This is a genomic window from Streptomyces sp. NPDC005866 (assembly GCF_040629895.1).
Lineage (GTDB): Bacteria > Actinomycetota > Actinomycetes > Streptomycetales > Streptomycetaceae > Streptomyces.
Genome location: NZ_JBEXWP010000003.1, coordinates 313,861 through 339,942, shown reverse-complemented (window position 1 = coordinate 339,942; position 26,082 = coordinate 313,861). Strand labels below are relative to the sequence as shown.

Below are 26,082 nucleotides of genomic sequence, written 5' to 3'. Positions count from 1 at the left end.
GCGGCCGGGGTCTCAGTCTCAGTGTCGTCCGTTGTCGGTACTCACGAACCCGTGGGCACGGAGTCAGTCGCCTCCGTCCACAGATCCTGCTCGGCGCGATCCGCCTGGATCTGGCGGTACACGAGGAGCCCGCCGATGGCGGCCAGTGCGACCAGGAGAAGCTTCTTCACCGCGCGACCTCGTCTCTTCCTTGACGTAGGGGACCTCTGGCGCCCGACTATACACACCGACCGATATCGATCGGTGACCTGGCATCCGGCCCCAACTCCGGCTCACGACAAGGCGTTGTGCAGGGCGTTGCAGCAGGCCGGGCCGTTCTGATCGGAGGGTGATCACACCCTCACGGACGGTGATTTGCTCCCTCTTGCCTGCTTTCAGGGGTCTTTCTTCTGATTTTTCCCACCTCATGCGCCCATCCGTGTGGTGTTCATCGGAACATCGACGCGCCACAGGTCGAGGTCCCCCACTTCGCGACCCCCATACACATCATGAGGAAAGTACGCAAATCGCCCAACCCGAAAGTGAGGGGCCATGGCCCGGAACGCCAAGGTCATGAAGTTGTGGACCGCCATCGTCACCGCCTTCCTCGCGCTGTGCACGGCGCTCGGACTCGTCTCCGCCACCGCCGCCGCCGCAGCACCGCAGACCGAGACCCCGCTCAAGAGCAGCGGCGACGACCACAGCCCCACCGGCCGGGTGACGATCCCGGCACAGACCCACTGGCTCTGGTCCCATGCCAGGTCCCTGCCCCCCACGATGAAGCAGCGCATCCGGGCCGAGGCCCACGGCAAGACCCCCAGCTGCCGCCAGCGCCCCCTGAACACGACCGAGTCGGAGACCCCGGCCGATCCCCCCGCGGCACCCCTCGACTGCTGATCCTGCACAGAAGACTCAGACGCAACGGCGCAAGGGCGACTTGCGTACGTACCAGCGCCTACTGCGACACAGATCCGCGACCGGGAGCCGGCCGCGGGTCTTCGCATGTCCACACGCGACTCTGCAACTCCTCTTAAGGAGTCATAGGCTGAACCCGTGCCCAAGGCGTACGAGGAGATCGCCGACGACCTCCGCCGCTCCATCAGGAACGGCGAGCCCAAGCCCGGTGCGCGGCTGCCCTCCGAACCGGAGCTGGCCCGGCACTACGGCCGGAGCGTGCCCACGATCCAGAACGCACTTCGGCTGCTGAGCGCGGAGGGCCTGATCGACAAGCGGCACGGCAGCGGCACCTTCGTGCGCAGGCCACGCACCCGCGCGATCCGTGACAACACCCGGCACCAATGGGAGAAGAACCGCGCCAGGATGCCGGAGGCCAGCCGGGCCGCGACGGGCGCGACCGAGCACGAGACCGGGCTGGTCCTCGACGACCTGGTCTTCTTCGCCCGGTACCGCGAGCTGATCGCGCCCAGCGACCTCGCCGACGCGTTCGGGGTGCCGGAGGGAACCGTGCTCCTGGAACGCACCTACCGGACCCGGTACTCGGCCGAGTCCGCCCCCTTCAGCCTGGTGAGCTCCTATCTCGTCCGGGACATGATCGCGGCCAACCCGGCTCTTCTGGACGAGACCAGGGAACCCTGGCCGGGCGGCACCCAGCACCAGCTCCACACCGTCGGCATCGAGGTCGACCGCGTGGAGGAACGCTTCACCGCCCGCCCGCCCACGCCCGAGGAGGCCCGGGAGCTGGACCTGCCGGCCGGCACCTCGGTGATCCTGCTGCGCAAGACGTCGTACGACATCCACGACCGCATCGTGGACATCTCCGTCGTCACGCTCCCCGGTGACCGCACGGAACTGCTCTTCACCACGCACCTGGAAAGGTGGTGAGCGCTGCCGTGAGCCGGCGCGTCACCGTCGTCACCGCGGTCCACGCGCCGTCGGCCCGTTTCCTGCCGGAGGCGTACAAGTCGCTGTGCGAGCAGCGGCTGCCGGACGGCTGGGACTGGCAGTGGCTGATCCAGGAGGACGGCCACAGCGACGAGGTCCGCCCGTACGTCCCCGACGACGCCCGGGTGTCGTTCCGGCAGGGCCGCACCGGCGGTCCCGGGGTCGCCCGCACCATCGCGCTCGCCCGGGCCGAGGGGTCGTACGTCAAGATCCTCGACGCCGACGACCAGCTCACGCCGGGCACGCTGGCCCGCGATCTTGCCGTGCTGGAGGCCCACCCGGCAGTCGGCTGGGCCACCTCACGCGTCCTCGACCTGCTGCCCGACGGCTCCACTGCCGGCTTCCCCGGCGACCCGGAGGAAGGGCCGATCGAGCGCGGGGCCGTGCTCGACTTCTGGACGGCGAACGACTTCCGCGCCCCGGTGCACCCGGCCAGCCTCTTCGTCCGCCGCGAACTGCTGCTCGCCCTGGGTGGCTGGATGGCGCTGCCCGCCTCCGAGGACACCGGGCTGCTGCTCGCGCTGAACGCGGTGAGCCGGGGCTGGTTCTCGGCGGAGACCGGGCTGCTCTACCGCAAGTGGGCGGGCCAGGTCACCGGCCAGGCCGCCCATACCGACCCCGCCGAACGGCACGCCAGGATGACGGTCGTGGCGGCGCGGGCGCGGGCACTGGCGGAGTTCGGCTGGCGGTACCCGGCGGCCGGCTAGCTGGAGGTACCGGGCGGCGGCTGGAGGACCCACGTATCCGGCCGCCTGCTGGAGCGCGACCGCGTCGGTCCGTGAGCTCCGGGCCGCCCACACGGCCAGAGGGTGGGTGCGTGCCCGGGCCCGGGAGAAGCCCGGGCCGCTCACACGGCTCAAGGACGACCGCGTGGCCGGTGAGAACACGAGGCCGCCCACACGCCTAGAGCGTGGGAGCGTCGATCCGTGAGAACACCAGGTCGCTCTCCTCGGTCACCGGCCGGTCCCAGCGGACCGGAGTCACCGGCTCACCGTGCAGCGCCCGGGGGTAGCTGTCGGCCGCGTAGCTGTTGGCGAGCCGGTAGACGTGGTAGCCGGCGTCGGTCATGGTGCGCAGCAGGTCGTCCGCCGAATCACCCAGCTGGGCCATGCGGTCCGGGGTGACCTCGACGGTGATCTCGGCGTCCGGACGCAGTTTCTCCAGCAGCGGAGCGAGCCCCCGCACCACCGCGCCCTCGGCGCCCTCCACGTCGATCTTGATGACCCGCGCGGTCTCGGTCTCCTGCGGCCGGAGCAGCTCGGGCAGCGGCACGGCCTCGATGTCGAAGCTGGACTCGGCCGGACCGTCCCACGGAACGATGCTGTTGGCGCCCATGTTGCGGGAGCTGGCGAGCACGAAGGTCAGCGTGCGGTGGGCGTCGGAGACGGCGGCGTTGACCGCCCGGATGTTGCGGCAGCCGTTGAGCGCGCTCTGCTGTTCGAGGCGGCGGTGGAAGGCGGGGGAGGCCTCGACGGCCACGACCCGGCCCTGCTCCCCGACCAGCTGGGAGGCGAGGACGCTGAAGACGCCGATGTTGGCGCCGACGTCGACGAAGCAGTCCCCCGGCGCCAGCCGGCCGCGCAGCCAGCGGGTCATGTGCGGCTCCCACACCCCGAAGAGGTAGAGGTAGCGCTGGATGAGGTCCTGGGTGTCGACCGCGAACCGGGCGCCGGAGCGCGTCTCGACGACCCGCCGGCGAGGGTGGTCGCGCAGGTAGGGGTTGAGCGCGCGGGCGGCGAGGGTCTTGCCCCAGGGGGCCGGGAAGTCGCGGACGTAGCGGCGGCCGAGTGTGGCCAGGAGTTCCGCGAGTTCCGTGCCGGTGGTGCTCATCCGCTAGTCGTTGACCCTTTTGCCATTGATCCGGATCGCCTGGGACGGGCAGCGTTCGGCGATGTCCCGGATCAGCTCGTCGTCCCCGGGCTCCTCCTGTCCGGGCAGGACGAAACCGTACCCGCCCTCGAAGCCGAACACAGCGGGTGCCCGGAAGGCACACTCACCCGACCCATAACAGACATCGGCGTCGACGGATACCTTCATGGGAAGTCCCCTGCCCACCGGGCGGCCCGCTGAATCGGCCGGCGTCACCAAAGGGGCTACGTGGCGAGGCTGAGCGGCGACACCAAGTTGCGGGGCTACGGGACGGGCTACCTGGCGGGCCACGTGGCGGGGCTATGTGAGGGGCAGCTTCTTCGCGATGTGCTGGCAGAGCTGGTCCCTGGACGCGGCGCTGGGGCTGTTCCTCTGACCGCCCGTTCTCTCGCCCGTTCTTGAACGCGGTGGCCGACGACTCTTGAACGCGGTGGCCGACGACGCGGCTGAACGCGCGGTCCAGGCGGCGCGTACAGCCAGCTGGATGCGGTACTGAAGACGCATCCGCACCACGCGCCGGGCGCCTCACCGACCCACGGTGCACGGAGAGCCCGTGCCGTTCGGCACCGGTCCCTCCCCACGTGGGGACCGGTGCCGAACGGCGCGGGTGGCCTCAAGCCCCGAAGGGCCCGCCCAGTCGAGCGAGAGCAGTGGGTGTCGTCGCGCCACTCCGGCGGGTAATCGCCGGTGGAACCTGACCGAGAACATGCGGTGCCGTGAACTGTCTCTGCGGACGCTTGGCTGGTCGGCCTGCCGGGCGACGCCCGATTACCGCGTTGCTGCGGCGAAATCCTGCCAGCCGAGGTGCACACCTGAGGAGGCCATGACGTCCGGTCCAGAGCTTCGCCGCAGGTCAGCCGTATAAAGTGAGTTTTCCGGTCCGGATGTTCAGCAGCGGGGGAAGTAAGGGGTGGAGAGCCTTGGGTCCCGACGCAGGGGCACGCACAGCCTTCGCGGAACGTCTCGCGCTGCTGTACAAGGAGGCCGGCAATCCTCCGCTCAAACGCGTCGCCGAGGCGGTCGACCGGCTGCATCGCGTCGATGAGCGCGGCCGGCCTGTTCGGGTCTCGGCCCAGCGGATCAGCGACTGGCGACGGGCGAAGAACGTGCCCGCGCAGTTCGCCGCGCTCTCCGCCGTACTCCATGTCCTCATCCCACAGGCCCGGCGTTCCCAGCGGGCGCCGGTCTCCTCCGGGCTGTACGAACTGGCCCAGTGGCAGAAGCTGTGGGAGCGGGCCGTGGCCGATCCGGTCGGCGAGCTGCCCGAGCCGGAGACGACCGAGGAGATGGAAGCGTCACTGCCGGTCGACAGCGTCTGCCCGTACCGGGGCCTGGCCTCCTACCGCCGTGAGGACGCGCGCTGGTTCTTCGGCCGGGAGCGCAGCACCGACGCCCTGGTCGCCCAGCTCCGGTCGGCCGAGACGGGCGGCGGTCTGGTCATGCTGGTCGGCGCCTCGGGGGCGGGAAAGTCCTCGCTGCTGAACGCCGGCCTGGTCACCGCGCTGCAGAACGGCGCCCTGGCAGACGACGAGGACCGCCCGCTCGAGGTCGTGCAACTTGTCCCGGGCGCGGACCCCGTCAAGGAACTGACGCGTCGGATACCCGAGCTGGCCGATCTGCCAGAGCTGGACGCTCCGGAGGCCGTACGGGAAGCGGTCACGGGCTGGGCCCGGCGCGAGGGCGAGGATGTTTCACGTGAAACATGGCCCTCGGGACCCGCTACGGCACGTCCGGTCGTGATCGTGGACCAGTTCGAGGAGACCTTCACCCTCTGCACCGACGAGGCGGACCGGCGTGCCTTCGTCCAGCTCCTGCACGCGGCCAGTACATCCGCCGCTCCGGACGAACCGGCCCCTGCCCTGGTCGTCCTCGGTATCCGTGCCGACTTCTACGAGCAGTGCCTCAGCCATCCCGAACTGGCCGACGCGCTCCAGCACCGGCACATGGTGCTCGGTCCGCTGACCACCGCCGAGCTGCGCGAGGCCGTGACCGCCCCCGCCAAGGCGGTGGGTCTGGAACTCGAGCCCGGCCTCGCCGAGCTGATCGTCCGGGAGGTGAGCGCAGACGGCCCGCGGGGCGCCCATGACGCCGGCGTCCTCCCGCTGCTCTCGCACGCCCTGCTCGCCACCTGGCAGCGTCGCAAGGCGGGCCGCCTGACGCTGGCCGGCTACCGGGCGGCCGGCGGCATCCAGGGCGCCGTCGCCGCGACCGCCGAGCGCGCCTGGGCCGGCCTGGACCCGGCCGCCCGCGCCGCCGCCCGGCTGCTGCTGCTCCGCCTGGTCCGCCTCGGCGAGGACACCCACGCGACCCGCAGGCGCGGCACCCGGCGCCAGCTGGCCGCCGAGTCCGCCGACCCGAACAAGACGGAGGAGTCACTCGAAGCCCTGGTCCGGGCCCGGCTGGTGACCCTGGACGCGGACACCGTGGAGATCACCCACGAGGCGCTGCTGCACGCCTGGCCCCGGCTGCGCGAGTGGCTCGACGAGGACCGCAACGGCAATCTGCTGCGCCAGCGCCTGGAGGAGGACGGCCGGGCCTGGGACGAGTCGGGGCACGACTCCGCGCTGCTGTACCGGGGCTCGCGGCTGGAGCAGGCCCACACCTGGGCGAAGTCGGCCGGGCACACCTTCCTGACCCGTAGCGCGGTGGAGTTCCTGGCGGCCTCGGTACGGCTGCGCCGGCGCACGGTGTGGATCAGCCGAGCCGCGGTGTCGGCGCTGGTCGTGCTGGCGGTGCTGGCCGCCGGCGCCGCCGTGATCGCCCGGCAGCAGCGGGACGACGCGATGTTCGAGCAGGTCGTCGCGGAGGCCGACCGGTTCCAGTACTCGGACCCTGCGCTCTCCGCCCAGCTCGACCTGGTCGCACACGGTCTGCGCCCGGTTGACGAGGGCGCCAACAACCGTCTGATATCCATCGTCAACGCACCGCTGGCCACCCCGGTGCTCGGTCACACCGGCGCCGTCTATCTGACCACCTTCAGCCCCGACGGCAGCCTGCTGGCTACCGCCGCCTACGACCGCACGGTCCGCCTGTGGAACGTGAGCGACCCGACCCGCCCCAAGGCGCTGGGCAAGCCGCTGCTCGGCCATACGAGCTGGGTCTCCAGCGCGGTCTTCAGCCCGGACGGCAGGACCCTGGCCAGCGCCGGCGACGACGGCACCGTACGCCTGTGGAACGTCTCCGACCCCAAGCACCCGGCGTCCCTGGGCGCCCCGCTCAGCGGTCACGACGGCACGGTCTACCTGGTGGCCTTCAGTCCCGACGGCCGCACCCTGGCCGCCGCCGACGAGGACCACACCGTCCGCCTGTGGGACGTGCACAAGCCGCGCCACCCCACGTCACTGGGCACCCTGACCGGCCACACCGAAGCCGTACGCTCCATCGCGTTCAGCCCCGACGGCCACACGCTGGCGGCCGGCAGCGACGACAACACGATCCTCCTGTACGACGTCTCCGACTCCCGGCACCCCGAGCGCGTCGGCACCCCGCTGACCGGGCACTCGGGGACCGTGCACTCCGTGGCCTTCAGCCCGGACGGCCATACCCTCGCGAGCGGCAGCAAGGACGACACCGTACGGCTGTGGGACGTGACGGACCGGGCGCACGCCAAGGCGCTCGGCGGGCCGCTCACCGGCCACACCGGGCCCGTGTGGTCGGTGGCTTTCAGCCCGGACAGCTCGATGCTCGCCGCGGGCAGCGCGGACTCCACGGCCAGCCTGTGGAACGTCGGCAACCCGGCCTTCCCCTCCCAGGTGGGCGAGCCGCTCGCGGGCAGCAGCGGCGAGATGTACGCCGTCGGCTGGAGTCCCGACGGACACACCCTCGCCACCGGCAGCGGCGACGGCAAGGTACGGCTGTGGTCGGTCCCGGCGTCGGACATGATCGGCGTGGCGGGGGCGTTCAGCCCCGACGGCCGCGTCCTGGCCACCGGCGGCGGCGACAGCAGGATGCGGCTGTGGAACATCATGGATCCGGCCCGGCCCACGGCGCTCGGCGAGCCGTTCAGGACCGGGTGGCGGGACCTGCGCTCGATGGTGTTCACCCGCGACGGCCGCACCCTCGTCATCATGACCGGCGAGAACAACGTCAACTGGGTGCAGCTGTGGAACGTCTCCGACCCCGCGCACCCCGCCCGGTACGGCACGCCCGTCAGGCTGAACACCCGGTACGCGGGCGCCGAGGCACTGGCGCTGAGCCCCGACGGTCGCACCGTGGCCGCCGACTACGACGACCGCACGGTCCAACTCCTGGACATCACGGACCCGGCCCGCCCCACTCGGCTCGGCGAGCCCCTCAAGGGCCACACCGGCTATGTCAACGCGCTGGTCTTCAGCCCGGACGGCAAGAGCCTGGCCAGCGGCAGCGCGGACGGCACGGTCCGGCTCTGGAACGTCTCCGCCCGGGCCCACGCCAAGTCCCTGGGCGACCCGCTCAAGGGCCACATGGGGCCCGTCAACACGCTCGCCTACAGCCCCGACGGGGCGACCCTGGCCAGCGGCAGCGACGACGACACGGTCCGCCTCTGGGACGTCTCCGATCCCGCCCGCGCGAGTGGCCTGGGCTCGGCCCTCACCGGCCACACCGAGGCGGTCGTGTCCCTGACCTTCAGCCGCAACGGCAGGATCCTGGCCAGCGGCGGCAACGACAACACGGTCCGCCTCTGGAACGTCTCGTCCCCGTCCTCCGCCCACCCCATCGGCCAGTCCATGAGCCCCAACGCCAAGACGGGCAACTTCCTCTCCTTCAGCCCGAAGAGCAACAGGCTGGGCGTCTCCAGCGGCGCCGGCACGGTCCGCCTGTGGAGCCTGGACGCAGCCGAGGCGGTCAGCCGTATCTGCTCGTCCACCCGGAACGTACTGACCGCGGCGAAGTGGCAGGAGTACCTCCCCCGCCTCGCCTACGACCCGCCCTGCGACGACTGAACCAGCCCTCCGCATGACCGTCTTTGAGTGATCCCGATCACAACTGCTCATGACGGCTGAGAAGTTGACTCCCGTCGCACAGGCCACCTTGTTAGGCTGGCCGCAACCCGGTCGCTGGTGCATCCCCCGTCGCCAGCGGCCGGGCCTTTCCATGTCTCCTCCGCCGAGACGGGCCACCGAGCTGAGCTCCTGAAGCCCCGAGCCATGAACCCCACAAACGCCGAAGGCCCCCGATCCATCCGGACCGGGGGCCTTCGCGCTGGTGGGGCTAACAGGATTTGAACCTGTGGCCTCATCCTTATCAGGGATGCGCTCTAACCAACTGAGCTATAGCCCCGCCGCGCTCTGCGGTATGTGTCCCGCGCGCTGACTCCTGAAGATTAGCGCACGACCGGGGCAGTCCCAAAATCGGTTGTCGGGGGACCGTCGGCAGAGGTTTGAACTCCGGTTACTCGTCCTCGGCCAAGGTCAGCTCGATGCCGCCGACGAAGCCCGCGGAGAGGTTGTAGATGAACGCGCCGAGGGTCGCCAGCGCCGTCGCGAGGACGACGTCGATGACCGCGATGATCGCCGTGAACATCAGGACGTGCGGCAGGGACAGGAACGCCTGGAGGTCGAAGCCGTTCGACTCGTTCGAACCGGTCGCCTCCGAGATCGTTCCGCCGACCGTCGAGAACACGCCCATCGCGTCCAGGACCATCCACAGCACCGCCGCCGCCACGATCGAGCAGAGGCCCAGCGCGATGGAGAGCAGGAAGCTGACCTTCATCACCGACCACGGGTCGGCCTTGGCGACCCGCAGCCGGGCCTTGCGGGTGCGCGGGGCGGTACGCGCACCGGCACCGGTGCGCGGCCGCCGTACCGCCCCCGCGGGCGCCTGCGCAGCCTGCGCCGCCGGGTAGGCCTGCGGCGGGTGGTAGGGCCCGGCGGGCTGCTCCGGGCGCCGTTCCCCGGGCAGCGGGGAGGCGTTCGGCTGCTGCGCGGGCGCCGGCTGGGCGCCCGGTCCGGCCTGGCCTCGGGTGTCGGTCACGGTTCCCCCCTGAGTTCCCTGCGCGTCCGGCGCCGCCCTGACCGCCTTCAGCTGGGTGGTGTGCGTGTCCATCGGCTGCGCACCGCCCTCGGTGGCCCCGCCGGACGCGGCGGAGCCACGGCCGCCGCCGTCCGCGTCCGTACCCGTCGAGGTACCGGCCGATCCGGCGCCCGTGGCTCCGCTCACGATGACTCACTCCTCGTGCTACTCGGCCGAGGGCGCCTCACCCTCGTCCGTACCGCTGGTCGCGACACCCTCGGCGGACTCGTCCACGGCGATGTCACCGCCGACTTCCTCCGCCTCGCTGCCGGCCTCGGCGTTACGTGCGATACCGACGACGGCATCGCGCTTGCCCAGGTTGATCAGTTGGACGCCCATGGTGTCACGGCCCGTCTCCCTGACCCCGCTGACTCGCGTACGAATCACACCGCCGGACAGGGAGATGGCGAGGATCTCGTCGTTCTCCTCGACGATCAACGCGCCGACGAGGGAACCCCGGTCCTCCACGATCTTGGCGGCCTTGATACCGAGGCCGCCGCGGCCCTGGACGCGGTACTCGTCGACACGGGTCCGCTTCGCGTACCCCCCGTCGGTGGCAGTGAACACGAACGTACCGGGTCGAACAACATTCATCGACAGAAGTTCATCGCCCTCACGGAAACTCATGCCCTTGACACCGGAGGTGGCCCGGCCCATGGGGCGCAGAGTGTCGTCGGAGGCGGTGAACCTGATCGACTGTGCCTTCTTGCTGATCAGAAGCAGATCGTCGTCCGCCGAGACCAGTTCGGCTCCGATCAGTTCGTCGTCGGAACCGTCCTCGCGTTCCCGCAGGTTGATCGCGATGACACCGCCGGAGCGGGGCGAATCGTAATCCTTCAGAGGCGTCTTCTTGACCAGACCGGCCTTGGTGGCGAGCACCAGATAGGGCGCCGCGTCGTAGTCGCGGATGGCGAGGATCTCGGCGATCGCCTCGTCCGGCTGGAAGGCCAGCAGGTTCGCCACGTGCTGACCGCGCGCGTCCCGGCCGGCGTCCGGCAGCTCATAGGCCTTCGCCCGGTACACCCGGCCCTTGTTGGTGAAGAACAGCAGCCAGTGATGGGTGGTCGAGACGAAGAAGTGGTCGACGATGTCGTCTTCCTTGAGCTTCGCCCCGCGTACGCCCTTGCCGCCGCGCTTCTGCGCCCGGTAGTCGTCCGTCTTGGTCCGCTTGACGTACCCGCCGCGCGTCACCGTGACGACGATGTCCTCCTCGGCGATCAGGTCCTCGATGGACATGTCACCGTCGTAAGGCACCAGCATGGTCTTGCGGTCGTCGCCGTACTTCTCGACGATCGCGGCCAGCTCCTCGCTGACGATGCCGCGCTGGCGGACCGGCGAGGCCAGGATCGCGTTGTACTCGGTGATCTTCGCCTGCAGCTCGTCGTGCTCCTGGATGATCTTCCGGCGCTCCAGGGCGGCCAGTCGGCGCAGCTGCATCTCGAGGATGGCGTTGGCCTGGATCTCGTCGATCTCCAGGAGCCCCATCAGGCCCGTACGCGCGATCTCGACCGTGTCACTGGCCCGGATCAGCGCGATGACCTCGTCGATGGCGTCCAGCGCCTTCAGCAGACCGCGCAGGATGTGCGCCCGCTCCTCGGCCTTGCGCAGCCGGAAGCGCGTACGGCGGACGATGACCTCGATCTGGTGCGTCACCCAGTGCCGGATGAACGCGTCGAGAGAGAGCGTGCGCGGCACACCGTCGACCAGCGCCAGCATGTTGGCGCCGAAGTTCGACTGCAGATCGGTGTGCTTGTAGAGGTTGTTCAGGACGACCTTGGCGACCGCGTCCCGCTTCAGCACGATGACCAGACGCTGACCGGTACGCGACGACGTCTCGTCCCGGACGTCCGCGATACCGCCGACCCTGCCGTCCTTCACCAGGTCGGCGATCTTCTGCGCCAGGTTGTCGGGGTTGGTCTGGTAAGGCAGTTCCGTGACCACCAGGCACTGGCGGCCCTGGATCTCCTCGACCTCGACGACCGCGCGCATGGTGATCGAGCCGCGGCCCGTGCGGTAGGCCTCCTCGATGCCCTTACGGCCGACGACGAGCGCGCCGGTCGGGAAGTCGGGGCCCTTGATCCGCTCGATCAGCGCGTCCAGGAGCTCCTCGTGCGAGGCCTCCGGGTTCTCCAGGTACCACTGGGCGCCGGCCGCGACCTCGCGCAGGTTGTGCGGCGGAATGTTGGTCGCCATACCGACCGCGATCCCGGCCGAGCCGTTGATCAGCAGGTTCGGGAAGCGGGCCGGCAGGACGGTCGGCTCCTGGGAACGGCCGTCGTAGTTGTCCGTGAAGTCGACGGTCTCCTCGTCGATGTCGCGGACCATCTCCATCGACAGCGGCGCCAGCTTGCACTCGGTGTACCGCATCGCCGCCGCCGGGTCGTTGCCCGGGGAGCCGAAGTTGCCGTTGGAGTCGACGAGCGGCATGCGCATCGACCAGGGCTGGGCGAGGCGCACCAGGGCGTCGTAGATCGAAGAGTCGCCGTGCGGGTGGTAGTTGCCCATGACGTCGCCGACGACACGGGCGCACTTGTAGAAGCCGCGGTCGGGACGGTAGCCGCCGTCGTACATGGCGTACAGCACGCGGCGGTGGACGGGCTTGAGACCGTCCCGGACGTCCGGCAGCGCACGGGACACGATGACGGACATCGCGTAGTCCAGGTACGAGCGCTGCATCTCCGTCTCGAGCCCGACGGGCTCGACACGCATCGCGAGTTCGCCGCCCTCTTCAGGGGTGACGGGAGTGTTCTCGTCGGTCATTGCTGGTGAATATCCTTCCCTGTGCGGTCAGCTGAGACCGACTCAGATGTCGAGGAAGCGGACGTCCTTGGCGTTGCGCTGGATGAACGCGCGGCGGGCCTCGACGTCCTCGCCCATCAGGACCGAGAACAGGTCGTCGGCCTGGGCGGCGTCGTCGAGCGTGACCTGACCGAGGACCCGGTGCTCCTGGTCCATGGTCGTGATGCGCAGCTCCTCGGCGTTCATCTCGCCGAGACCCTTGAAGCGCTGGATCGAGTCCTCGCGGACGCGCTTGCCGCGCTGCCGGCCCATTTCGAGGAGCGCGTCGCGCTCACGGTCCGAGTACGCGTACTCCATGTCGTCCCGGCCCCACTTGATCTTGTACAGCGGCGGGCGGGAGAGGTACACGTGCCCGGCCTCGACCAGCGGCCGCATGAAACGGAACAGGAAGGTCAGCAGCAGGGTGCTGATGTGCTGGCCGTCGACGTCGGCGTCCGCCATCAGAATGATCTTGTGATAGCGGAGCTTCGAGATGTCGAAGTCCTCGTGCACACCGGTGCCGAACGCGGAGATCAGCGCCTGGATCTCCTGGTTCTGCAGGATCTTGTCGAGCCTGGCCTTCTCGACGTTGAGGATCTTGCCCCGGATCGGGAGGATCGCCTGGTACTGCGGGTTGCGGCCGGACTTGGCCGAGCCGCCGGCGGAGTCACCCTCGACGATGAAGATCTCGCACTTCGTGGGGTCGTTCGACTGGCAGTCGGAGAGCTTGCCCGGCAGAGACGCGCTCTCCAGGAGGCCCTTGCGGCGGGTCAGGTCACGGGCCTTGCGGGCCGCCACGCGCGCGGTGGCCGCCTGGATGCCCTTGCGGATGATGTCCGCCGCCTCGACCGGGTTGCGGTCCAGCCAGTCGTTGAGGTGCTCGTAGACCGCCCTCTGCACGAAGGTCTTGGCCTCCGTGTTGCCCAGCTTGGTCTTCGTCTGGCCCTCGAACTGCGGCTCGCTCAGCTTGACCGAGATGATCGCGGTCAGACCCTCGCGGATGTCGTCACCGGTGAGGTTGTCGTCCTTCTCGCGAAGCAGCTTCTTGTCGCGCGCGTACTTGTTGATCAGGCTCGTCAGGGCCGCGCGGAAACCCTCCTCGTGGGTGCCGCCCTCATGCGTGTGGATGATGTTGGCGAACGAGTACACGCCCTCGCTGTAGCCGCTGTTCCACTGCATGGCGACCTCGAGGGACAGGCTCTTGTCCCTGTCCTCGGCCTCCAGGTCGATGATCGTGGGGTGCACCACGTCTCCCTTGCGGGAGTTGAGGTACTTCACGAAGTCGACGATGCCGCCCTCGTAGTGGTACGTGACCGTCTTGACCTCGGCCTTCTCGTCCGCACCCGCCTCGTCGGCACCGGCGACGGCCTTCGCCGACTCGCGCTCGTCGGTGAGCCGGATCGTCAGGCCCTTGTTGAGGAAGGCCATCTCCTGGAAGCGCCGCGACAGCGTCTCGAAGGAGTACTCGGTGGTCTCGAAGATGTCCGGGTCCGCCCAGAACGTGACCGAGGTGCCGGTCTCGCTCGTCTCCTCGTGCCTCACCAGCGGAGCCGTCGGGACGCCCAGCTTGTAGTCCTGTGTCCAGCGGTAGCCGTCGGTCTTGATCTCGACGGACACCTTGGACGACAGCGCGTTCACGACGGACACACCCACGCCGTGCAGACCGCCGGAGACGGCGTAACCACCGCCGCCGAACTTGCCGCCCGCGTGCAGCACGGTCAGCACGACCTCGACGGCCGGCTTGCCCTCGGACGCCACGATGCCGACGGGGATGCCACGGCCGTTGTCGACGACACGCACGCCGCCGTCGGCCAGGATCGTCACGTCGATCGTGTCCGCGTAGCCCGCCAGAGCCTCGTCGACGGAGTTGTCCACGACCTCGTACACGAGGTGGTGCAGGCCGCGCTCGCCGGTAGAGCCGATGTACATACCGGGTCGCTTGCGGACCGCGTCCAGCCCTTCGAGCACAGTGATGGCGCTGGCGTCGTAGGAGGCGGTGACCTCACCGTTCGCGCCGGCGTCGGTGGACGGGATGTTCTCGTTGGGGTTGCCGGAATCGGCCACGAAGCGCCCTTTCTGGCACAGCACGAGCCGGGCTCGTCGGCGGGTTGCCGGAGCGGCTGCGGCATGTTGCGTTGGTAAGCCTTGATCAGCGTTGCTCAGCTTTTCCCGGACGGTCCCCACGTTGGGGGCGGGATTGTCTCCCAGTCTACCGGTAGCGCCGACAGTGATGGGGGTTTGCCGGTACCTGAGTCCGCATGTGCCGCCCTGAACCTGCCGTCTCCGACTCCCGATATACGGATGGGGGCTCCAAGAGGCTCACGGAGGCACTCAGCGCTTCCGGCTGTCAACCCTTGGCTACTCCGGGGTCAGATCGCGATTCGCAACCGCGTCCAGTGGTACGACGATCAGCCGAGGGAACCGTACGACGGCTCCGCGCTCGGCTCATTGCGTGACGGAAGTCACCCGTAGGTATCGCCCGGACCGGTGCTTCCAGGGGCGCGCAGCGGGCCGTAGCGCCGGGGCGGACCGCCGGGATTGAGCACCTTGATCGTCCGTACGGTGCCATGCCCCAGGTCCTCGTTCAGGCGTGCGACCAGCGCGGGCGCGAGATGGCGCAGCTGGGTCGCCCAGGCCGTGGAGTCACACTGCACGACCAGCACCCGCTCGTCCTCGTCGTACCGCTGCGGCACACAGTGCTTGGCCAGGTCCTCGCCGACGATCTGCGGCCACCGGCCCATCACCCCGCCGACCGCGGCCGGTGTCTCCCAGCCCCGCTCGGTGATCAGCCGGTTGATCGCGGAACCCAGCGCCATGGGATCGCGGCCGTCGGCGCGCGCGCCGGAGCGCAGCCCACCGCGCCGCGCCTGCTTCTTCTGCTGCGCCGCGTCGCCACGCGCGCGTGCCGCCTCTTTCGCCGCCCTGAGCGCCACACGCGCTAGGTCGACACCGGAAGGCTCCTTCTTCGGAGCGGGCCCGTCGGTGCTCATACGCGCTCCACCGCCCCGTCAGCCACCGTGTACCGCGCACCGGCGAGGATGTGCGGCACGTCGTCGTCCACAGCGGCGGTGACCAGCACCTGCTCCCCGGGCGCGACCAGCTCCGCCAGCCGCTCCCGGCGCCGGGCGTCCAGCTCGGCAAACACGTCGTCGAGCACCAGCACCGGCTCATTGCCCTCGGCGCGCAGCAGGTCGTACGACGCCAGGCGCAGCGACAGCGCGTACGACCAGGACTCGCCGTGCGAGGCGTACCCCTTGGCGGGCAGCTGCCCGAGCCTGAGGACGAGATCGTCGCGGTGCGGGCCGACGAGCGTGACACCACGCTCGATCTCCTGCTTGCGCGCGTCCGCCAGGGCCGCCATCAGCTGGGTGTGGAGATCCTCACGGGTGTGGGCCTCACCGGGCGCCGACGGCTTGTACTCCAGTGCGATCGGGCCGCCGCCCGGCGCCAGCTGCTCGTAAGCCTTGTCGGCGAGCGGCTGGATCGCGGCGACCAGGTCGAGCCGCTGGGCGAGCAGCTCGGCGCCGGCCCGCGCGAGGTGCTGGTCCCACACGTCCAGCGTCGACAAATCCATGGACCGGCCGCCGTGCCGCCGGGCGAGAGCCGCGGTTTTCAACAGAGTGTTCCGCTGTTTGAGGACACGCTCGTAATCGGACCGCACACCGGCCATCCGCGGCGACCGCGCGGTGATCAGCTCGTCCAGGAAGCGGCGCCGCTCGCCCGGGTCGCCCTTCACCAGCGCGAGGTCCTCGGGTGCGAACAGCACGGTCCGTACGATGCCCAGCACGTCCCGCGGCCTGACCTGCGAGGACCTGTTGATGCGGGCGCGATTGGCCTTGCCGGGGTTGAGCTCCAGCTCGACCAGTTGCTGCCGGTCGCCCTGGCGGACCTGCGCCCGGATGATCGCCCGCTCGGCGCCCATCCGGACGAGGGGGGCGTCGGAGGCGACCCGGTGGCTGCCGAGGGTGGCGAGATAGCCGACGGCCTCCACGAGGTTGGTCTTGCCCTGGCCGTTGGGCCCGACGAAGGCGGTGACGCCCGGGTCGAGCGGGACCTCGACCCGGGCGTAGGAGCGGAAGTCGGTCAGCGACAGATGCGTGACGTGCATGAGTGTTTCGCCGACCTCCCCATGACCTGCTACTTGGTCTCTACGGCATGGCCGCCGAACTGGTTGCGCAGCGCGGCGATCATCTTCATCTGCGGCGAGTCCTCCTGCCGGGAGGCGAACCGCGCGAACAGCGAGGCGGTGATCGCGGGAAGCGGCACCGCGTTGTCTATGGCGGCCTCCACGGTCCACCGGCCCTCGCCGGAGTCCTGCGCGAACCCCTTCAGCCTGTCCAGGTGCTCGTCCTCGGCGAGGGCGTTCACCGCGAGGTCGAGCAGCCAGGAACGGATGACCGTGCCCTCCTGCCAGGAGCGGAAGACCTCGCGCACGTCCGTGACGGAGTCGACCTTCTCCAGGAGCTCCCAGCCCTCAGCGTAGGCCTGCATCATCGCGTACTCGATGCCGTTGTGGACCATCTTCGCGAAGTGGCCCGCGCCCACCTTGCCGGCGTGCACCGAACCGAAGTCGCCCTCGGGCTTGAGCGCGTCGAAGACCGGCCGCACCTTCTCGACGTGCTCGGCGTCGCCGCCGTACATCAGCGCGTAGCCGTTCTCCAGGCCCCAGACACCGCCGGAGACCCCGCAGTCGACGAAGCCGATGCCCTTGGCCGCCAGCTCCTCGGCGTGCTTCTCGTCGTCCGTCCAGCGGGAGTTGCCGCCGTCGACGACCACGTCACCGGGCTCCAGCAACTCGGCCAGCTCGTCGACGGTGGACTGGGTCGGCGCCCCGGCCGGGACCATCACCCACACCACACGGGGCCCGCTGAGCTTGCCCACAAGCTCTTCCAGGCTGTGGACATCGGCGAGGTCCGGGTTGCGGTCGTAGCCGATGACGGTGTGGCCCGCGCGGCGGATCCGCTCGCGCATGTTGCCGCCCATCTTGCCGAGGCCGACGAGACCGAGCTCCATCAGTTGGTTCCTTAGGTTGCGGTGTGGCAGGAGAGGCACTTTCGTGCCGCGTCCGAGCCTAGTCGCGACCCTTTGCGCACAGTTGTGGGCATAGCCGCTCACCTGGGGAAACCCGCCCGGACACAGTGCCGGGTACCCACAGGACGGCACCAGCACTGTGCACAGCTGTGGACAACCTCAGCCGCTCAGCCGCACCGGCATGATCAGGTACTTGTACGCCTCGTCCGCCTCTGCGTCGAGCGCCGGCTTCCCGCTCAGCAGCGCCGGCTTCGTGGACGTCGTGAACGACAGCTGGGCGACCGGCGAGTCGATCGCGCTCAGGCCGTCGAGCAGGAAGGTCGGGTTGAAGGCGATCGAGACGTCGTCGCCCTCCAGCTGCGCGTCAACCCTTTCCACAGCCTGTGCGTCGTCGCTCGAACCGGCCTCCAGGATCAGCACACCCTGCTCGAAGCTGAGCCGCACCGGGGTGTTCCGCTCGGCCACCAGAGCCACACGCTTGACGGCCTCCACGAAGGGGGCGGTCTCGATCACGGCGACGGAGTTGAACTCCGTCGGGAACAGCGAGCGGTACTTCGGTAGATCACCTTCGAGCAGACGCGTGGTCGTCCGCCGCCCGGCGCCCTCGAAACCGATGAGCCCCTCGCCCGCGCCCGAGCCGGACAGCGCCAGGATCACGCTGTCGCCGCTCGTGAGGGCCTTGGCGGTGTCCAGGAGCGTCTTGGCGGGCACCAGGGCCACCGCGGACGCCTCGGGGTTCTCCGGCTTCCACAGGAACTCCCGGACCGCGAAACGGTAGCGGTCGGTGGAGGCCAGGGTGACCGTGTCGCCCTCGATCTCGATGCGCACACCGGTCAGCACCGGCAGCGTGTCGTCACGCCCGGCGGCGATGGCCACCTGGGAGACGGCGGAGGCGAAGACCTCGCCGGGGACCGTGCCCGTCGCGTTCGGCATCTGCGGCAGGGACGGGTACTCCTCCACCGGCAGGGTGTGCAGCGTGAACCGGGAGGATCCACAGACCACCGTCGCCCGTACACCGTCTGTGGAAATCTCCACCGGCCGGTTGGGCAGGGCACGGCAGATGTCGGCGAGCAGCCGGCCCGAGACCAGGACCGTGCCCTCCTCCTCGACCTCGGTCTCGACGCTGACCCGCGCGGAGACCTCGTAGTCGAAGCTGGACAGGCTCAGCTGGCCGTCCTCGGCCTTCAGGAGCAGGCCTGCGAGGACCGGCGCCGGCGGACGGGCCGGGAGGCTGCGAGCCGCCCAGGCCACTGCCTCCGCGAGTACGTCGCGTTCCACCCGGATCTTCACCGTAAGCCCGCCTCCTGCTGTTGCCGGGGCTTCTCGCCCTGCTGTGTCTTCGTCGTCTGACTCGGTGTCGTGAGCCCCGCGGAGGGGAAGAACACCGGGGACCAGTCTGACGCACCGCACTGACAGCTGGTGCCTCTCGGGGTCAAGTCGTGACGAGGCGCGGTCAGAGGCCGAAGAGCGAGTTGTGCACAGGGCCCTCTTCGAAGCGGATTCCCAGCTCTCTCTAGTTGTCAGTAGTAGTAGGGGCTGTGGATACCGTGGATAACCCCGTTTGCCCAGCTCAGCGGCCAGATTTTGTCCACTGCCCCTGTGGGTACGACCGGTGGACAACTAGGTGTCTCTGTGGAGAACAGAAAGTTCTGCACACACGGTGCACAGCCTGAGGCCACTTCTCCCCAGCGCCGTCCCCAGGTTTCCCCACCTTTCCCACAGCCCGACCCGGCAGCTTCGTGTGACGGCTTTCACTCGACACGGTGAGAAGGCGCGTCGCGTTGCCGAACAGTGGACAGCGGTGTGGAGAAGCTGGGGATCGCTGGGGACAACCACCCCTCAGCCTGTGGGCTCCCGGTGGACAACTTCATGCACAGCCTGTGGATCCCTTCCCCGTCCACAGGCTGTGGAGATCCGTTGTCCACGATTCCACAGCCCCCTGATCTGGCCTGATGTTCTTTCAGCCGCCAGGCTGTGGACGACGTTCGGGACAACTTCACAGTCCCCAGGGTGTGGACGCAAGAAAGTCGGCAAATCTGTGGAGGACGGCCGTAACCGGGCCGGTATTCGAACAGCGGGCCTTGCTGGAGCGCTCCGTCAGGAGCGTGAGGCTGCATCGATGTGGGTCCGCCGCGTGGGCGCGATCAGCCGCCAACGACCCGCAGCGGTCCACTCCCGCACCACGCCAGGACGCCAAAGGGCGCCCCCGGGATCTCTCCCGAGGGCGCCCTGAGCGCCGTAAAACCGTCGACTACCCGTTCTTGATCCGGTTCGTCAGCTCGGTCACCTGGTTGTAGATCGACCGCCGCTCAGCCATCAACGCCCGGATCTTCCGGTCGGCGTGCATCACGGTCGTATGGTCCCGGTTGCCGAACTGCGCCCCGATCTTCGGCAGCGACAGGTCCGTGAGCTCCCGGCACAGATACATGGCGATCTGCCGCGCCGTGACCAGCTGCCGGCCGCGCGAACTGCCGCACAGGTCCTCGACCGTGAGGCCGAAGTAGTCGGCGGTCGCCGCCATGATCGCCGTCGCGCTGATCTCCGGCGTCGAGTCCTGGCCCCCGGGGATCAGGTCCTTGAGGACGATCTCCGTCAGCCCCAGGTCCACCGGCTGCCGGTTGAGCGACGCGAACGCCGTCACCCGGATCAGCGCGCCCTCCAGCTCACGGATGTTGCGCGAGATGCGGGAGGCGATGAACTCCAGCACCTCCGGCGGCGCGTTCAACTGCTCCTGCACCGCCTTCTTGCGGAGGATCGCGATGCGCGTCTCCAGTTCCGGCGGCTGGACGTCGGTGATCAGACCCCACTCGAAACGGTTCCGCAGCCGGTCCTCAAGGGTGACCAGCTGCTTGGGCGGCCGGTCGCTGGAGAGCACGATCTGCTTGTTCGCGTTGTGGAGCGTGTTGAAGGTATGGAAGAACTCCTCCTGCGTCGACTCCTTGTCCGCGAGGAACTGGATGTCGTCGACGAGCAGGATGTCCATCTCGCGGTAGCGCTTGCGGAAGCTGTCGCCCTTGCCGTCGCGGATCGAGTTGATGAACTCGTTGGTGAACTCCTCCGAGCTCACATAGCGCACCCGCGTGCCCGGGTAGAGGCTCCGCGCGTAGTGCCCGATCGCATGCAGCAGGTGCGTCTTGCCGAGCCCCGACTCCCCATAGATGAAGAGGGGGTTGTAGGCCTTCGCGGGCGCCTCGGCGACGGCCACCGCGGCCGCGTGCGCGAAGCGGTTGGACGCGCCGATGACGAACGTGTCGAAGAGGTATTTGGGGTTCAGGCGGGCGGTCGGCTCGCCAGGACCCGGCGCCGGCGCGGGCTTGGCGCCCAGCGGCCCGGGCGCGCCGGTGGCCGGCACGTTCGGCAGGTCCGGGCGTCCCGGCCCGCCCCGGCGGCCGTGGCGGCCCTGGCCCGGTCCGCCCTGGGGCTCGGGGCGGCCGGAGTCCCGCTGGTCATAGTCGGAACGGTCGTAGTCGGACCGGTCATAGTCGGAACGGTCGTAGTCGGAACGCGCCGGTTCGTACTCCGCGCGCTGCTGTTCGTACGGCTGACGGTCCATCGGCTGCTGGGGCCGGTACTCCTGGGGGTAGGAGTCGCCGTAACCGTCCGAGCGGTACGCGTCCTGCGACGGCGAGGCATAGGGGTCGCGCTCGGGGAAGCCGAGCCGCGGCTGCTGCCAGCCGTACTCGTCCTGCCCCGCGCGCGGCCAGGCGCCGGGCTCGGGGCGCTGGTACTCGGAGGGGTAGGCCGGGCGCGCAGTGGGAAGCTGATCGGTCCGCGAGGGCGGCAGCTGGTCGCGGCCGCCCTGCTCGGGCAGCGGGTCGGCGCGGTGACGGCCGTACCCGCCTTCGTACTGCGGTGAGGGGAGCTCGGTCTCCTCATAACGCTGTGGCTGCGCGGGGGGCGCCTGCGGGGCCGGGGGTTCGCCCGCGGACTCGTCCACGGTGATCGCGATCCGGATCGGGCGCCCGCACTCACGGCTCAGCGTCTCGCTGACGATCGGCGCGAGACGGCCCTCCAGTACGTTCTTCGCGAATTCGTTCGGTACGGCGAGCAGGGCGGTGTCGGCCACCAGCGCGAGTGGCTGGCAGCGCCGGATCCAGTGTTCGTCCTTCGCCTCCACACCCTGACCGCGGCCCTCACCGAGGAGCTGCTCCAGTACTCGTGGCCACACTGCGGCAAGATCGGCAGGTACGTCAGCCACAGGGCACGCTCTCTCACAGGTCCCACGAACGTGTGGTTCGAGGACGGGTCGGGATGAATATCGGGTCGGGCGGGGATAAAGGAACGAATCGGAGTTCAGCCACGGTAGTCAGCGTGGCGGGTGCGGTTCAAGTTGTTGTCCCCAGCCTGTGGATAGTGTCTCTCGGTCACTGCTGGTTTGACCGAATGGCGTAGCCCCGCGTACCGTAACCAGGTCGAGTTGTCGATGGCTGCTGCCGCCTGCCTCCGATGGGCACAGATCGCTGAAGGTGATCGGGAAGCGGTGCACTCGGGCGTGACGCGAGCTACTCGTGGGCGCACGGTGACAGCCAGGACGGCACCCGCCACCACCGAGTTGATTTCTGGAGCCCCCGAGTGAGCAAGCGCACCTTCCAGCCGAACAACCGTCGTCGCGCCAAGACCCACGGCTTCCGCCTGCGGATGCGCACCCGTGCCGGCCGCGCGATTCTGGCGAACCGCCGCAGCAAGGGTCGCGCCAGCCTGTCCGCCTGATTCTGATCAGGTCATGACGTCGTGCTGCCTACCGAGCATCGGCTGAGGCGGCGCGAGGACTTCGCGACCGCGGTACGACAAGGTCGCCGGGCCGGCCGCCCGTCCCTTGTCGTCCACTTTCGTAGCGGTGCCACGGACCCGCACGCGCCTGGGGAGAGCGCTCCCCCGACGCGTGCGGGTTTCGTCGTGAGCAAGGCAGTGGGTGGCGCGGTCGTGCGCAACAAGGTCAAGCGCAGACTGCGTCACCTGATGCGTGACCGAGTCGCCCTGTTCCCCCCCGGTAGCCTTGTAGTCGTACGAGCGCTGCCCGGAGCGGGCGACGCCGACCATGGACAGCTGGCCCGAGACCTGGACGCCGCCATCGAACGGCTACTGGGAGGGGGCGCGCGATGAAGTACCCACTGCTGGCTCTGATCAAGCTGTACCAGTGGACGATCAGTCCGCTGTTGGGGCCGGTGTGCAAGTACTACCCGTCGTGCTCCCACTACGGTTACACAGCCATCGACCGGCACGGTGCGATCAAGGGGACCGCACTCACCGCCTGGCGCATCCTGCGGTGCAATCCGTGGTCGCTCGGCGGTGTGGATCATGTTCCTCCGCGTAAGCGACCGCGGTGGCACGAAATGCTGCGTGACGCCTGGCGTGCACGCAAGGGCGGGCCCTCCGCCGCCGAACCGGCCACCGGGGAGAAGCTTTCTTCCGAGCTTCCTTCGAGCCCGGCCGCAGAGACTTCGTCCCATGCCCAAGGAGCATGATTAGTGGACACGATTGCCAGCCTCTTCAGCTTCATCACGACACCCGTGTCATGGGTCATCGTCCAGTTCCACTCGGTGTACGGGAAGATCTTCGGTCCCGACACTGGCTGGGCCTGGGGCCTGTCCATCGTGTCTCTGGTGATCCTGATCCGCATCTGCCTGATCCCGCTCTTCGTGAAGCAGATCAAGGCGACCCGGGCCATGCAGACGCTCCAGCCCGAGATGAAGAAGATCCAGGAGCGCTACAAGAACGACAAGCAGCGTCAGTCCGAAGAGATGATGAAGCTGTACAAGGAGTCGGGCACCAACCCGCTCTCCTCGTGCCTTCCCATCCTCGCGCAGTCGCCGTTCTTCTTCGCCCTGTACCACGTGCTCAACGGCATCGCGTCGGGCACGACCATCGGCGTGATCAACCAGAGCCTGCTGCAGAGCGCCCAGAAGGCGCACATCTTCGGGGCTCCCCTCGCTGCCAAGTTCTTCAGCAGCGAGTCTCAGGTCGCCGCGCTGAACGCCTCGCAGACCCATGTCCGGATCGTGACCGCCGTCATGATCGTGCTGATGTCGGCGTCGCAGTTCTACACGCAGCGTCAGCTGATGACGAAGAACGTCGACACCACGGTGAAGACGCCGTTCATGCAGCAGCAGAAGATGCTGATGTACGTCTTCCCGGTCATGTTCGCTGTCTTCGGTGTGAACTTCCCGGTCGGTGTCCTCATCTACTGGCTCACCACCAACGTGTGGACGATGGGCCAGCAGATGTACGTCATCCGCAACAACCCGACCCCGGGTTCCAAGGCGCAGGAGTCCTACCTCGAGCGTCTCACCCATCACGTCACGCACCATGGCAAGGCCCGTCGCCGCAGCGAGAAGACGATCATCAAGGCGATCGTCACCAAGGGCCGCGACCGCAACGAGTTCGAGCGCAAGTTCATCAACTCGCTGACCAAGGCGGGTCTCGTTGCTCAGGCCGACGGCAGTGTGGTGAAGGGCGAGGCTCAGGCCACGGCGGAGAGCGAGGAGGCCACTGCCACGGCCACCGCCAGGCGCCAGCAGCCCAAGCGTCAGAGCAAGGCCCAGCGTCAGTCCGGTGCTACCAAGGCGGCCGGTGAGCCGACGCCGTCCGAGAAGCCGACGCCGTCCGAGAAGACGACGCCGTCCGAGAAGACGACCTCGCTGGAGAAGTCCGACGAGCCGCAGGATGCCAAGCCGCCCGCCCAGCAGTCTCAGAAGGGCGGTGCCAACGGCCGCAGCAGGGCCCAGTCCGGTCAGCGCAAGGGCGGTCCGCAGCGCCCCAAGTCCCCGTCCAAGAAGTAAGAAGGAGCCCATCCCGTGACGGAAGGCACCACCTCCGCCGCTGCCGAGGGTGCAGACACCCTGACCCGCCTGGAGCAGGAGGGCGAGATCGCGGCGGACTACCTCGAGGGTCTGCTGGACATCGCCGATCTCGACGGCGACATCGACATGGACGTCGAGGCCGACCGGGCCTCCGTGTCGATCATCAGCGACTTGGGCACCCGCGACCTGCAGAAGCTGGTCGGCCGTGACGGGGAGGTGCTGGAGGCGCTCCAGGAGCTGACCCGGCTGGCCGTGCACCGGGAGACCGGTGACCGCAGCCGGCTGATGCTGGACATCGCGGGTTACCGCGCCAAGAAGCGCGCTGAACTCTCCGAGCTGGGTGCCAAGGCCGCGGCCGATGTGAAGAGCACCGGCGAGCCTGTGAAGCTCAAGCCGATGAGCCCGTTCGAGCGCAAGGTAGTCCACGACGCGGTCAAGTCGGCCGGACTGCGCAGTGAGTCGGAGGGCGAGGAGCCGCAGCGGTTCGTCGTCGTGTTGCCCGCCTGATCGGTCTCTCCGTTTCGCCGGCCCCGTCTGTTGAGCAGGCGGGGCCGAACTTTGTCAGCCTGGTAGTTCTGGTGGCCGGTGCGTGGAGCGCCGGCGCTGTACGGAAGGACGGTCCCCGTGACGGAGGCTGCGGAGCTCCCCCCGGCGCCTGAGCAGGCGCGGGAAGTGTTCGGTGAGCGCTTCGCCGATGCGGTCCGCTATGCGGAACTGCTCGCCGAGGCAGGCGTGCAGCGTGGTCTGATCGGCCCACGGGAGGTACCTCGCCTGTGGGAGCGGCACCTGCTGAACTGCGCGGTGCTCTCAGAGGCCGTCCCCGAAGGGGTGACGGTGTGCGATGTCGGCTCTGGTGCCGGTTTGCCGGGCATTCCGCTGGCACTGGTCCGGGAAGACCTCAACATCACGTTGCTGGAGCCGCTGCTGCGCCGCACCAACTTCCTGACCGAAGTCGTCGAGCTGCTGGGCCTGGACCATGTGACCGTCGTGCGCGGCCGTGCCGAGGAGGTCATGGGCAGGCTGCCGCCGGTGCATGTGGTGACGGCGCGTGCCGTGGCCCCGCTGGACCGGCTGGCCACCTGGGGCGTCCCGCTGCTGCGCCCCTACGGCGAGATGCTCGCCCTCAAGGGGGACACGGCGGAGGAGGAGCTGAAGGCCGCGGCCACCGCCCTGACCAAGCTCGGTGCGGTCTCCACGTCCATCCTGCACGTGGGTCAGGGCGTGGTGGATCCGCTGTCTACGGTCGTGCGGGTGGAGGTCGGGGAGAGCCCGGGCGGTGTGCGTTTCGCGGCGAAGCGGGCGAAGGCGGCCCGGACAGGGCGGGTACGGCGACGACGCTGACCCAAGGAGCCCGAACGGCGCAGAGGCGCTCTCCCGGCGAGGGAGAGCGCCTCTGCGTTGTGATCGCCGTGCTTACGGAGTCTTCGTGAAGCAGACGTCCGGATGCGGCGAGATGGATCGGCACACCTTCTTGATGGTCACGGTCCCGCCGTGGCCGCTGTAGGTGGTCGTGCCGTCGCCCTTCTGGCGAAGGCCGGCGTGGCGGTAGCCAGAACGCCGACGCCCAGCGCCGCTGCTATGAAACGCCCGACGGTCTTGGAAGTCATGGTGTTGCTTCCTAGATGGTCGATTCGGTCGCCGGGGCGGATCGCGCCCGGCGCACCGGTCAAGGAGGTGCTTTACGTCGCTGGTCATGCGACGCGAAGGTCCCCCGTCCCGTATGTTCTTGGTC

Annotated in this window: 21 protein-coding genes and 1 tRNA gene; 10 read left to right on the top strand and 12 right to left on the bottom strand. The window is 69.1% G+C overall.

The window, feature by feature from the left end:
- Positions 1-41 precede the first annotated feature (41 nt).
- Positions 42-170 (bottom strand): DLW-39 family protein, encoded by a 129-nt coding sequence (locus ABZ396_RS06340; RefSeq protein WP_003999697.1) that lies wholly within the window; start codon positions 168-170, stop codon positions 42-44.
- Between the two features lie 361 nt (positions 171-531).
- On the opposite strand from ABZ396_RS06340, the gene ABZ396_RS06335 reads away from it, so the two are divergent.
- The 3 genes from ABZ396_RS06335 (at position 532) to ABZ396_RS06325 (ending at position 2,588) form a co-directional block, all read left to right on the top strand.
- Complete coding sequence (locus ABZ396_RS06335; protein ID WP_358915160.1) at positions 532-876, top strand: DUF6344 domain-containing protein; 345 nt, start codon at positions 532-534, stop codon at positions 874-876.
- Positions 877-1,032: 156 nt separating this feature from the next.
- Positions 1,033-1,821 carry a GntR family transcriptional regulator gene (locus ABZ396_RS06330; protein ID WP_358915158.1) on the top strand — a complete coding sequence of 263 codons (789 nt, stop codon included), beginning with the start codon at positions 1,033-1,035 and terminating at the stop codon, positions 1,819-1,821.
- 8 nt (positions 1,822-1,829) lie between these two features.
- Entirely contained in the window at positions 1,830-2,588 is a 759-nt protein-coding gene (locus ABZ396_RS06325) for a glycosyltransferase family 2 protein (protein ID WP_358915157.1), read from the top strand.
- Between the two features lie 196 nt (positions 2,589-2,784).
- Here ABZ396_RS06325 and ABZ396_RS06320 read toward each other — a convergent pair whose 3' ends face one another.
- Positions 2,785-3,711 carry an FkbM family methyltransferase gene (locus ABZ396_RS06320; RefSeq protein WP_358915155.1) on the bottom strand — a complete coding sequence of 309 codons (927 nt, stop codon included), beginning with the start codon at positions 3,709-3,711 and terminating at the stop codon, positions 2,785-2,787.
- A gap of 3 nt (positions 3,712-3,714) precedes the next feature.
- Positions 3,715-3,918 (bottom strand): ferredoxin, encoded by a 204-nt coding sequence (locus ABZ396_RS06315; RefSeq protein ID WP_358915153.1) that lies wholly within the window; start codon positions 3,916-3,918, stop codon positions 3,715-3,717.
- 752 nt (positions 3,919-4,670) lie between these two features.
- Here ABZ396_RS06315 and ABZ396_RS06310 point away from each other — a divergent pair.
- On the top strand, positions 4,671-8,672 hold the full coding sequence (locus ABZ396_RS06310; RefSeq protein WP_358915152.1) for a hypothetical protein: 4,002 nt from the start codon (positions 4,671-4,673) through the stop codon (positions 8,670-8,672).
- Between the two features lie 260 nt (positions 8,673-8,932).
- Here ABZ396_RS06310 and ABZ396_RS06305 read toward each other — a convergent pair.
- The 9 genes from ABZ396_RS06305 to dnaA form a co-directional block, all read right to left on the bottom strand.
- Positions 8,933-9,009 (bottom strand) — tRNA-Ile (locus ABZ396_RS06305).
- Between the two features lie 111 nt (positions 9,010-9,120).
- Positions 9,121-9,888 carry a DUF3566 domain-containing protein gene (locus ABZ396_RS06300; RefSeq protein WP_358915150.1) on the bottom strand — a complete coding sequence of 256 codons (768 nt, stop codon included), beginning with the start codon at positions 9,886-9,888 and terminating at the stop codon, positions 9,121-9,123.
- Positions 9,889-9,906: 18 nt separating this feature from the next.
- Positions 9,907-12,501: a DNA gyrase subunit A gene (gene gyrA, locus ABZ396_RS06295; protein ID WP_358915148.1), complete on the bottom strand. Its 2,595-nt coding sequence runs from the start codon at positions 12,499-12,501 to the stop codon at positions 9,907-9,909.
- Positions 12,502-12,543: 42 nt separating this feature from the next.
- The gene (gene gyrB, locus ABZ396_RS06290) at positions 12,544-14,607 is read right to left on the bottom strand and encodes a DNA topoisomerase (ATP-hydrolyzing) subunit B (RefSeq protein WP_358915146.1); all 2,064 of its coding nucleotides are present in this window, start codon (positions 14,605-14,607) and stop codon (positions 12,544-12,546) included.
- A gap of 374 nt (positions 14,608-14,981) precedes the next feature.
- Positions 14,982-15,509: a DciA family protein gene (locus ABZ396_RS06285; protein WP_358915144.1), complete on the bottom strand. Its 528-nt coding sequence runs from the start codon at positions 15,507-15,509 to the stop codon at positions 14,982-14,984.
- Positions 15,506-16,627, bottom strand: coding sequence for a DNA replication/repair protein RecF (gene recF, locus ABZ396_RS06280; protein ID WP_358915143.1), 1,122 nt, complete (start codon positions 16,625-16,627; stop codon positions 15,506-15,508). Before recF ends, ABZ396_RS06285 begins: the two co-directional genes overlap by 4 nt.
- 29 nt (positions 16,628-16,656) lie before the next feature.
- A complete protein-coding gene (gene gnd, locus ABZ396_RS06275; protein ID WP_358915142.1) occupies positions 16,657-17,532 on the bottom strand; it encodes a phosphogluconate dehydrogenase (NAD(+)-dependent, decarboxylating) in 876 nt (291 codons plus the stop codon).
- A gap of 177 nt (positions 17,533-17,709) precedes the next feature.
- Positions 17,710-18,840 (bottom strand): DNA polymerase III subunit beta, encoded by a 1,131-nt coding sequence (gene dnaN, locus ABZ396_RS06270; protein WP_351695869.1) that lies wholly within the window; start codon positions 18,838-18,840, stop codon positions 17,710-17,712.
- A gap of 961 nt (positions 18,841-19,801) precedes the next feature.
- Positions 19,802-21,748, bottom strand: a complete 1,947-nt coding sequence (gene dnaA, locus ABZ396_RS06265) for a chromosomal replication initiator protein DnaA (protein ID WP_358915139.1) — start codon at positions 21,746-21,748, stop codon at positions 19,802-19,804.
- Positions 21,749-22,122: 374 nt separating this feature from the next.
- On the opposite strand from dnaA, the gene rpmH reads away from it, so the two are divergent.
- The 6 genes from rpmH to rsmG all read left to right on the top strand — a co-directional run bounded on the left by rpmH (position 22,123) and on the right by rsmG (position 25,691).
- Complete coding sequence (gene rpmH / locus ABZ396_RS06260; protein ID WP_005482975.1) at positions 22,123-22,260, top strand: 50S ribosomal protein L34; 138 nt, start codon at positions 22,123-22,125, stop codon at positions 22,258-22,260.
- A gap of 21 nt (positions 22,261-22,281) precedes the next feature.
- A complete protein-coding gene (rnpA, locus tag ABZ396_RS06255) occupies positions 22,282-22,653 on the top strand; it encodes a ribonuclease P protein component (protein ID WP_358915135.1) in 372 nt (123 codons plus the stop codon).
- Entirely contained in the window at positions 22,650-23,015 is a 366-nt protein-coding gene (yidD, locus tag ABZ396_RS06250) for a membrane protein insertion efficiency factor YidD (protein ID WP_352221386.1), read from the top strand. The genes rnpA and yidD overlap by 4 nt, the downstream gene beginning before the upstream one ends.
- 3 nt (positions 23,016-23,018) lie before the next feature.
- Positions 23,019-24,329: a membrane protein insertase YidC gene (yidC, locus tag ABZ396_RS06245; protein ID WP_358915133.1), complete on the top strand. Its 1,311-nt coding sequence runs from the start codon at positions 23,019-23,021 to the stop codon at positions 24,327-24,329.
- A 15-nt stretch (positions 24,330-24,344) separates the two neighbouring features.
- Complete coding sequence (locus ABZ396_RS06240; RefSeq protein WP_358915131.1) at positions 24,345-24,857, top strand: R3H domain-containing nucleic acid-binding protein; 513 nt, start codon at positions 24,345-24,347, stop codon at positions 24,855-24,857.
- A 117-nt stretch (positions 24,858-24,974) separates the two neighbouring features.
- Positions 24,975-25,691, top strand: a complete 717-nt coding sequence (gene rsmG / locus ABZ396_RS06235; RefSeq protein WP_358915129.1) for a 16S rRNA (guanine(527)-N(7))-methyltransferase RsmG — start codon at positions 24,975-24,977, stop codon at positions 25,689-25,691.
- Positions 25,692-26,082 lie beyond the last annotated feature (391 nt).

Bases quoted from the DNA above. Each gene is read 5' to 3' on its own strand.
- ABZ396_RS06335 (WP_358915160.1), top strand. From the start codon at position 532: ATGGCCCGGAACGCCAAGGTCATGAAGTTGTGGACCGCCATCGTCACC.
- ABZ396_RS06320 (WP_358915155.1), bottom strand. From the start codon at position 3,711: ATGAGCACCACCGGCACGGAACTCGCGGAACTCCTGGCCACACTCGGC.
- ABZ396_RS06315 (WP_358915153.1), bottom strand. From the start codon at position 3,918: ATGAAGGTATCCGTCGACGCCGATGTCTGTTATGGGTCGGGTGAGTGT.
- gyrA (WP_358915148.1), bottom strand. From the start codon at position 12,501: ATGACCGACGAGAACACTCCCGTCACCCCTGAAGAGGGCGGCGAACTC.
- ABZ396_RS06285 (WP_358915144.1), bottom strand. From the start codon at position 15,509: ATGAGCACCGACGGGCCCGCTCCGAAGAAGGAGCCTTCCGGTGTCGAC.
- recF (WP_358915143.1), bottom strand. From the start codon at position 16,627: ATGCACGTCACGCATCTGTCGCTGACCGACTTCCGCTCCTACGCCCGG.
- gnd (WP_358915142.1), bottom strand. From the start codon at position 17,532: ATGGAGCTCGGTCTCGTCGGCCTCGGCAAGATGGGCGGCAACATGCGC.
- yidD (WP_352221386.1), top strand. From the start codon at position 22,650: ATGAAGTACCCACTGCTGGCTCTGATCAAGCTGTACCAGTGGACGATC.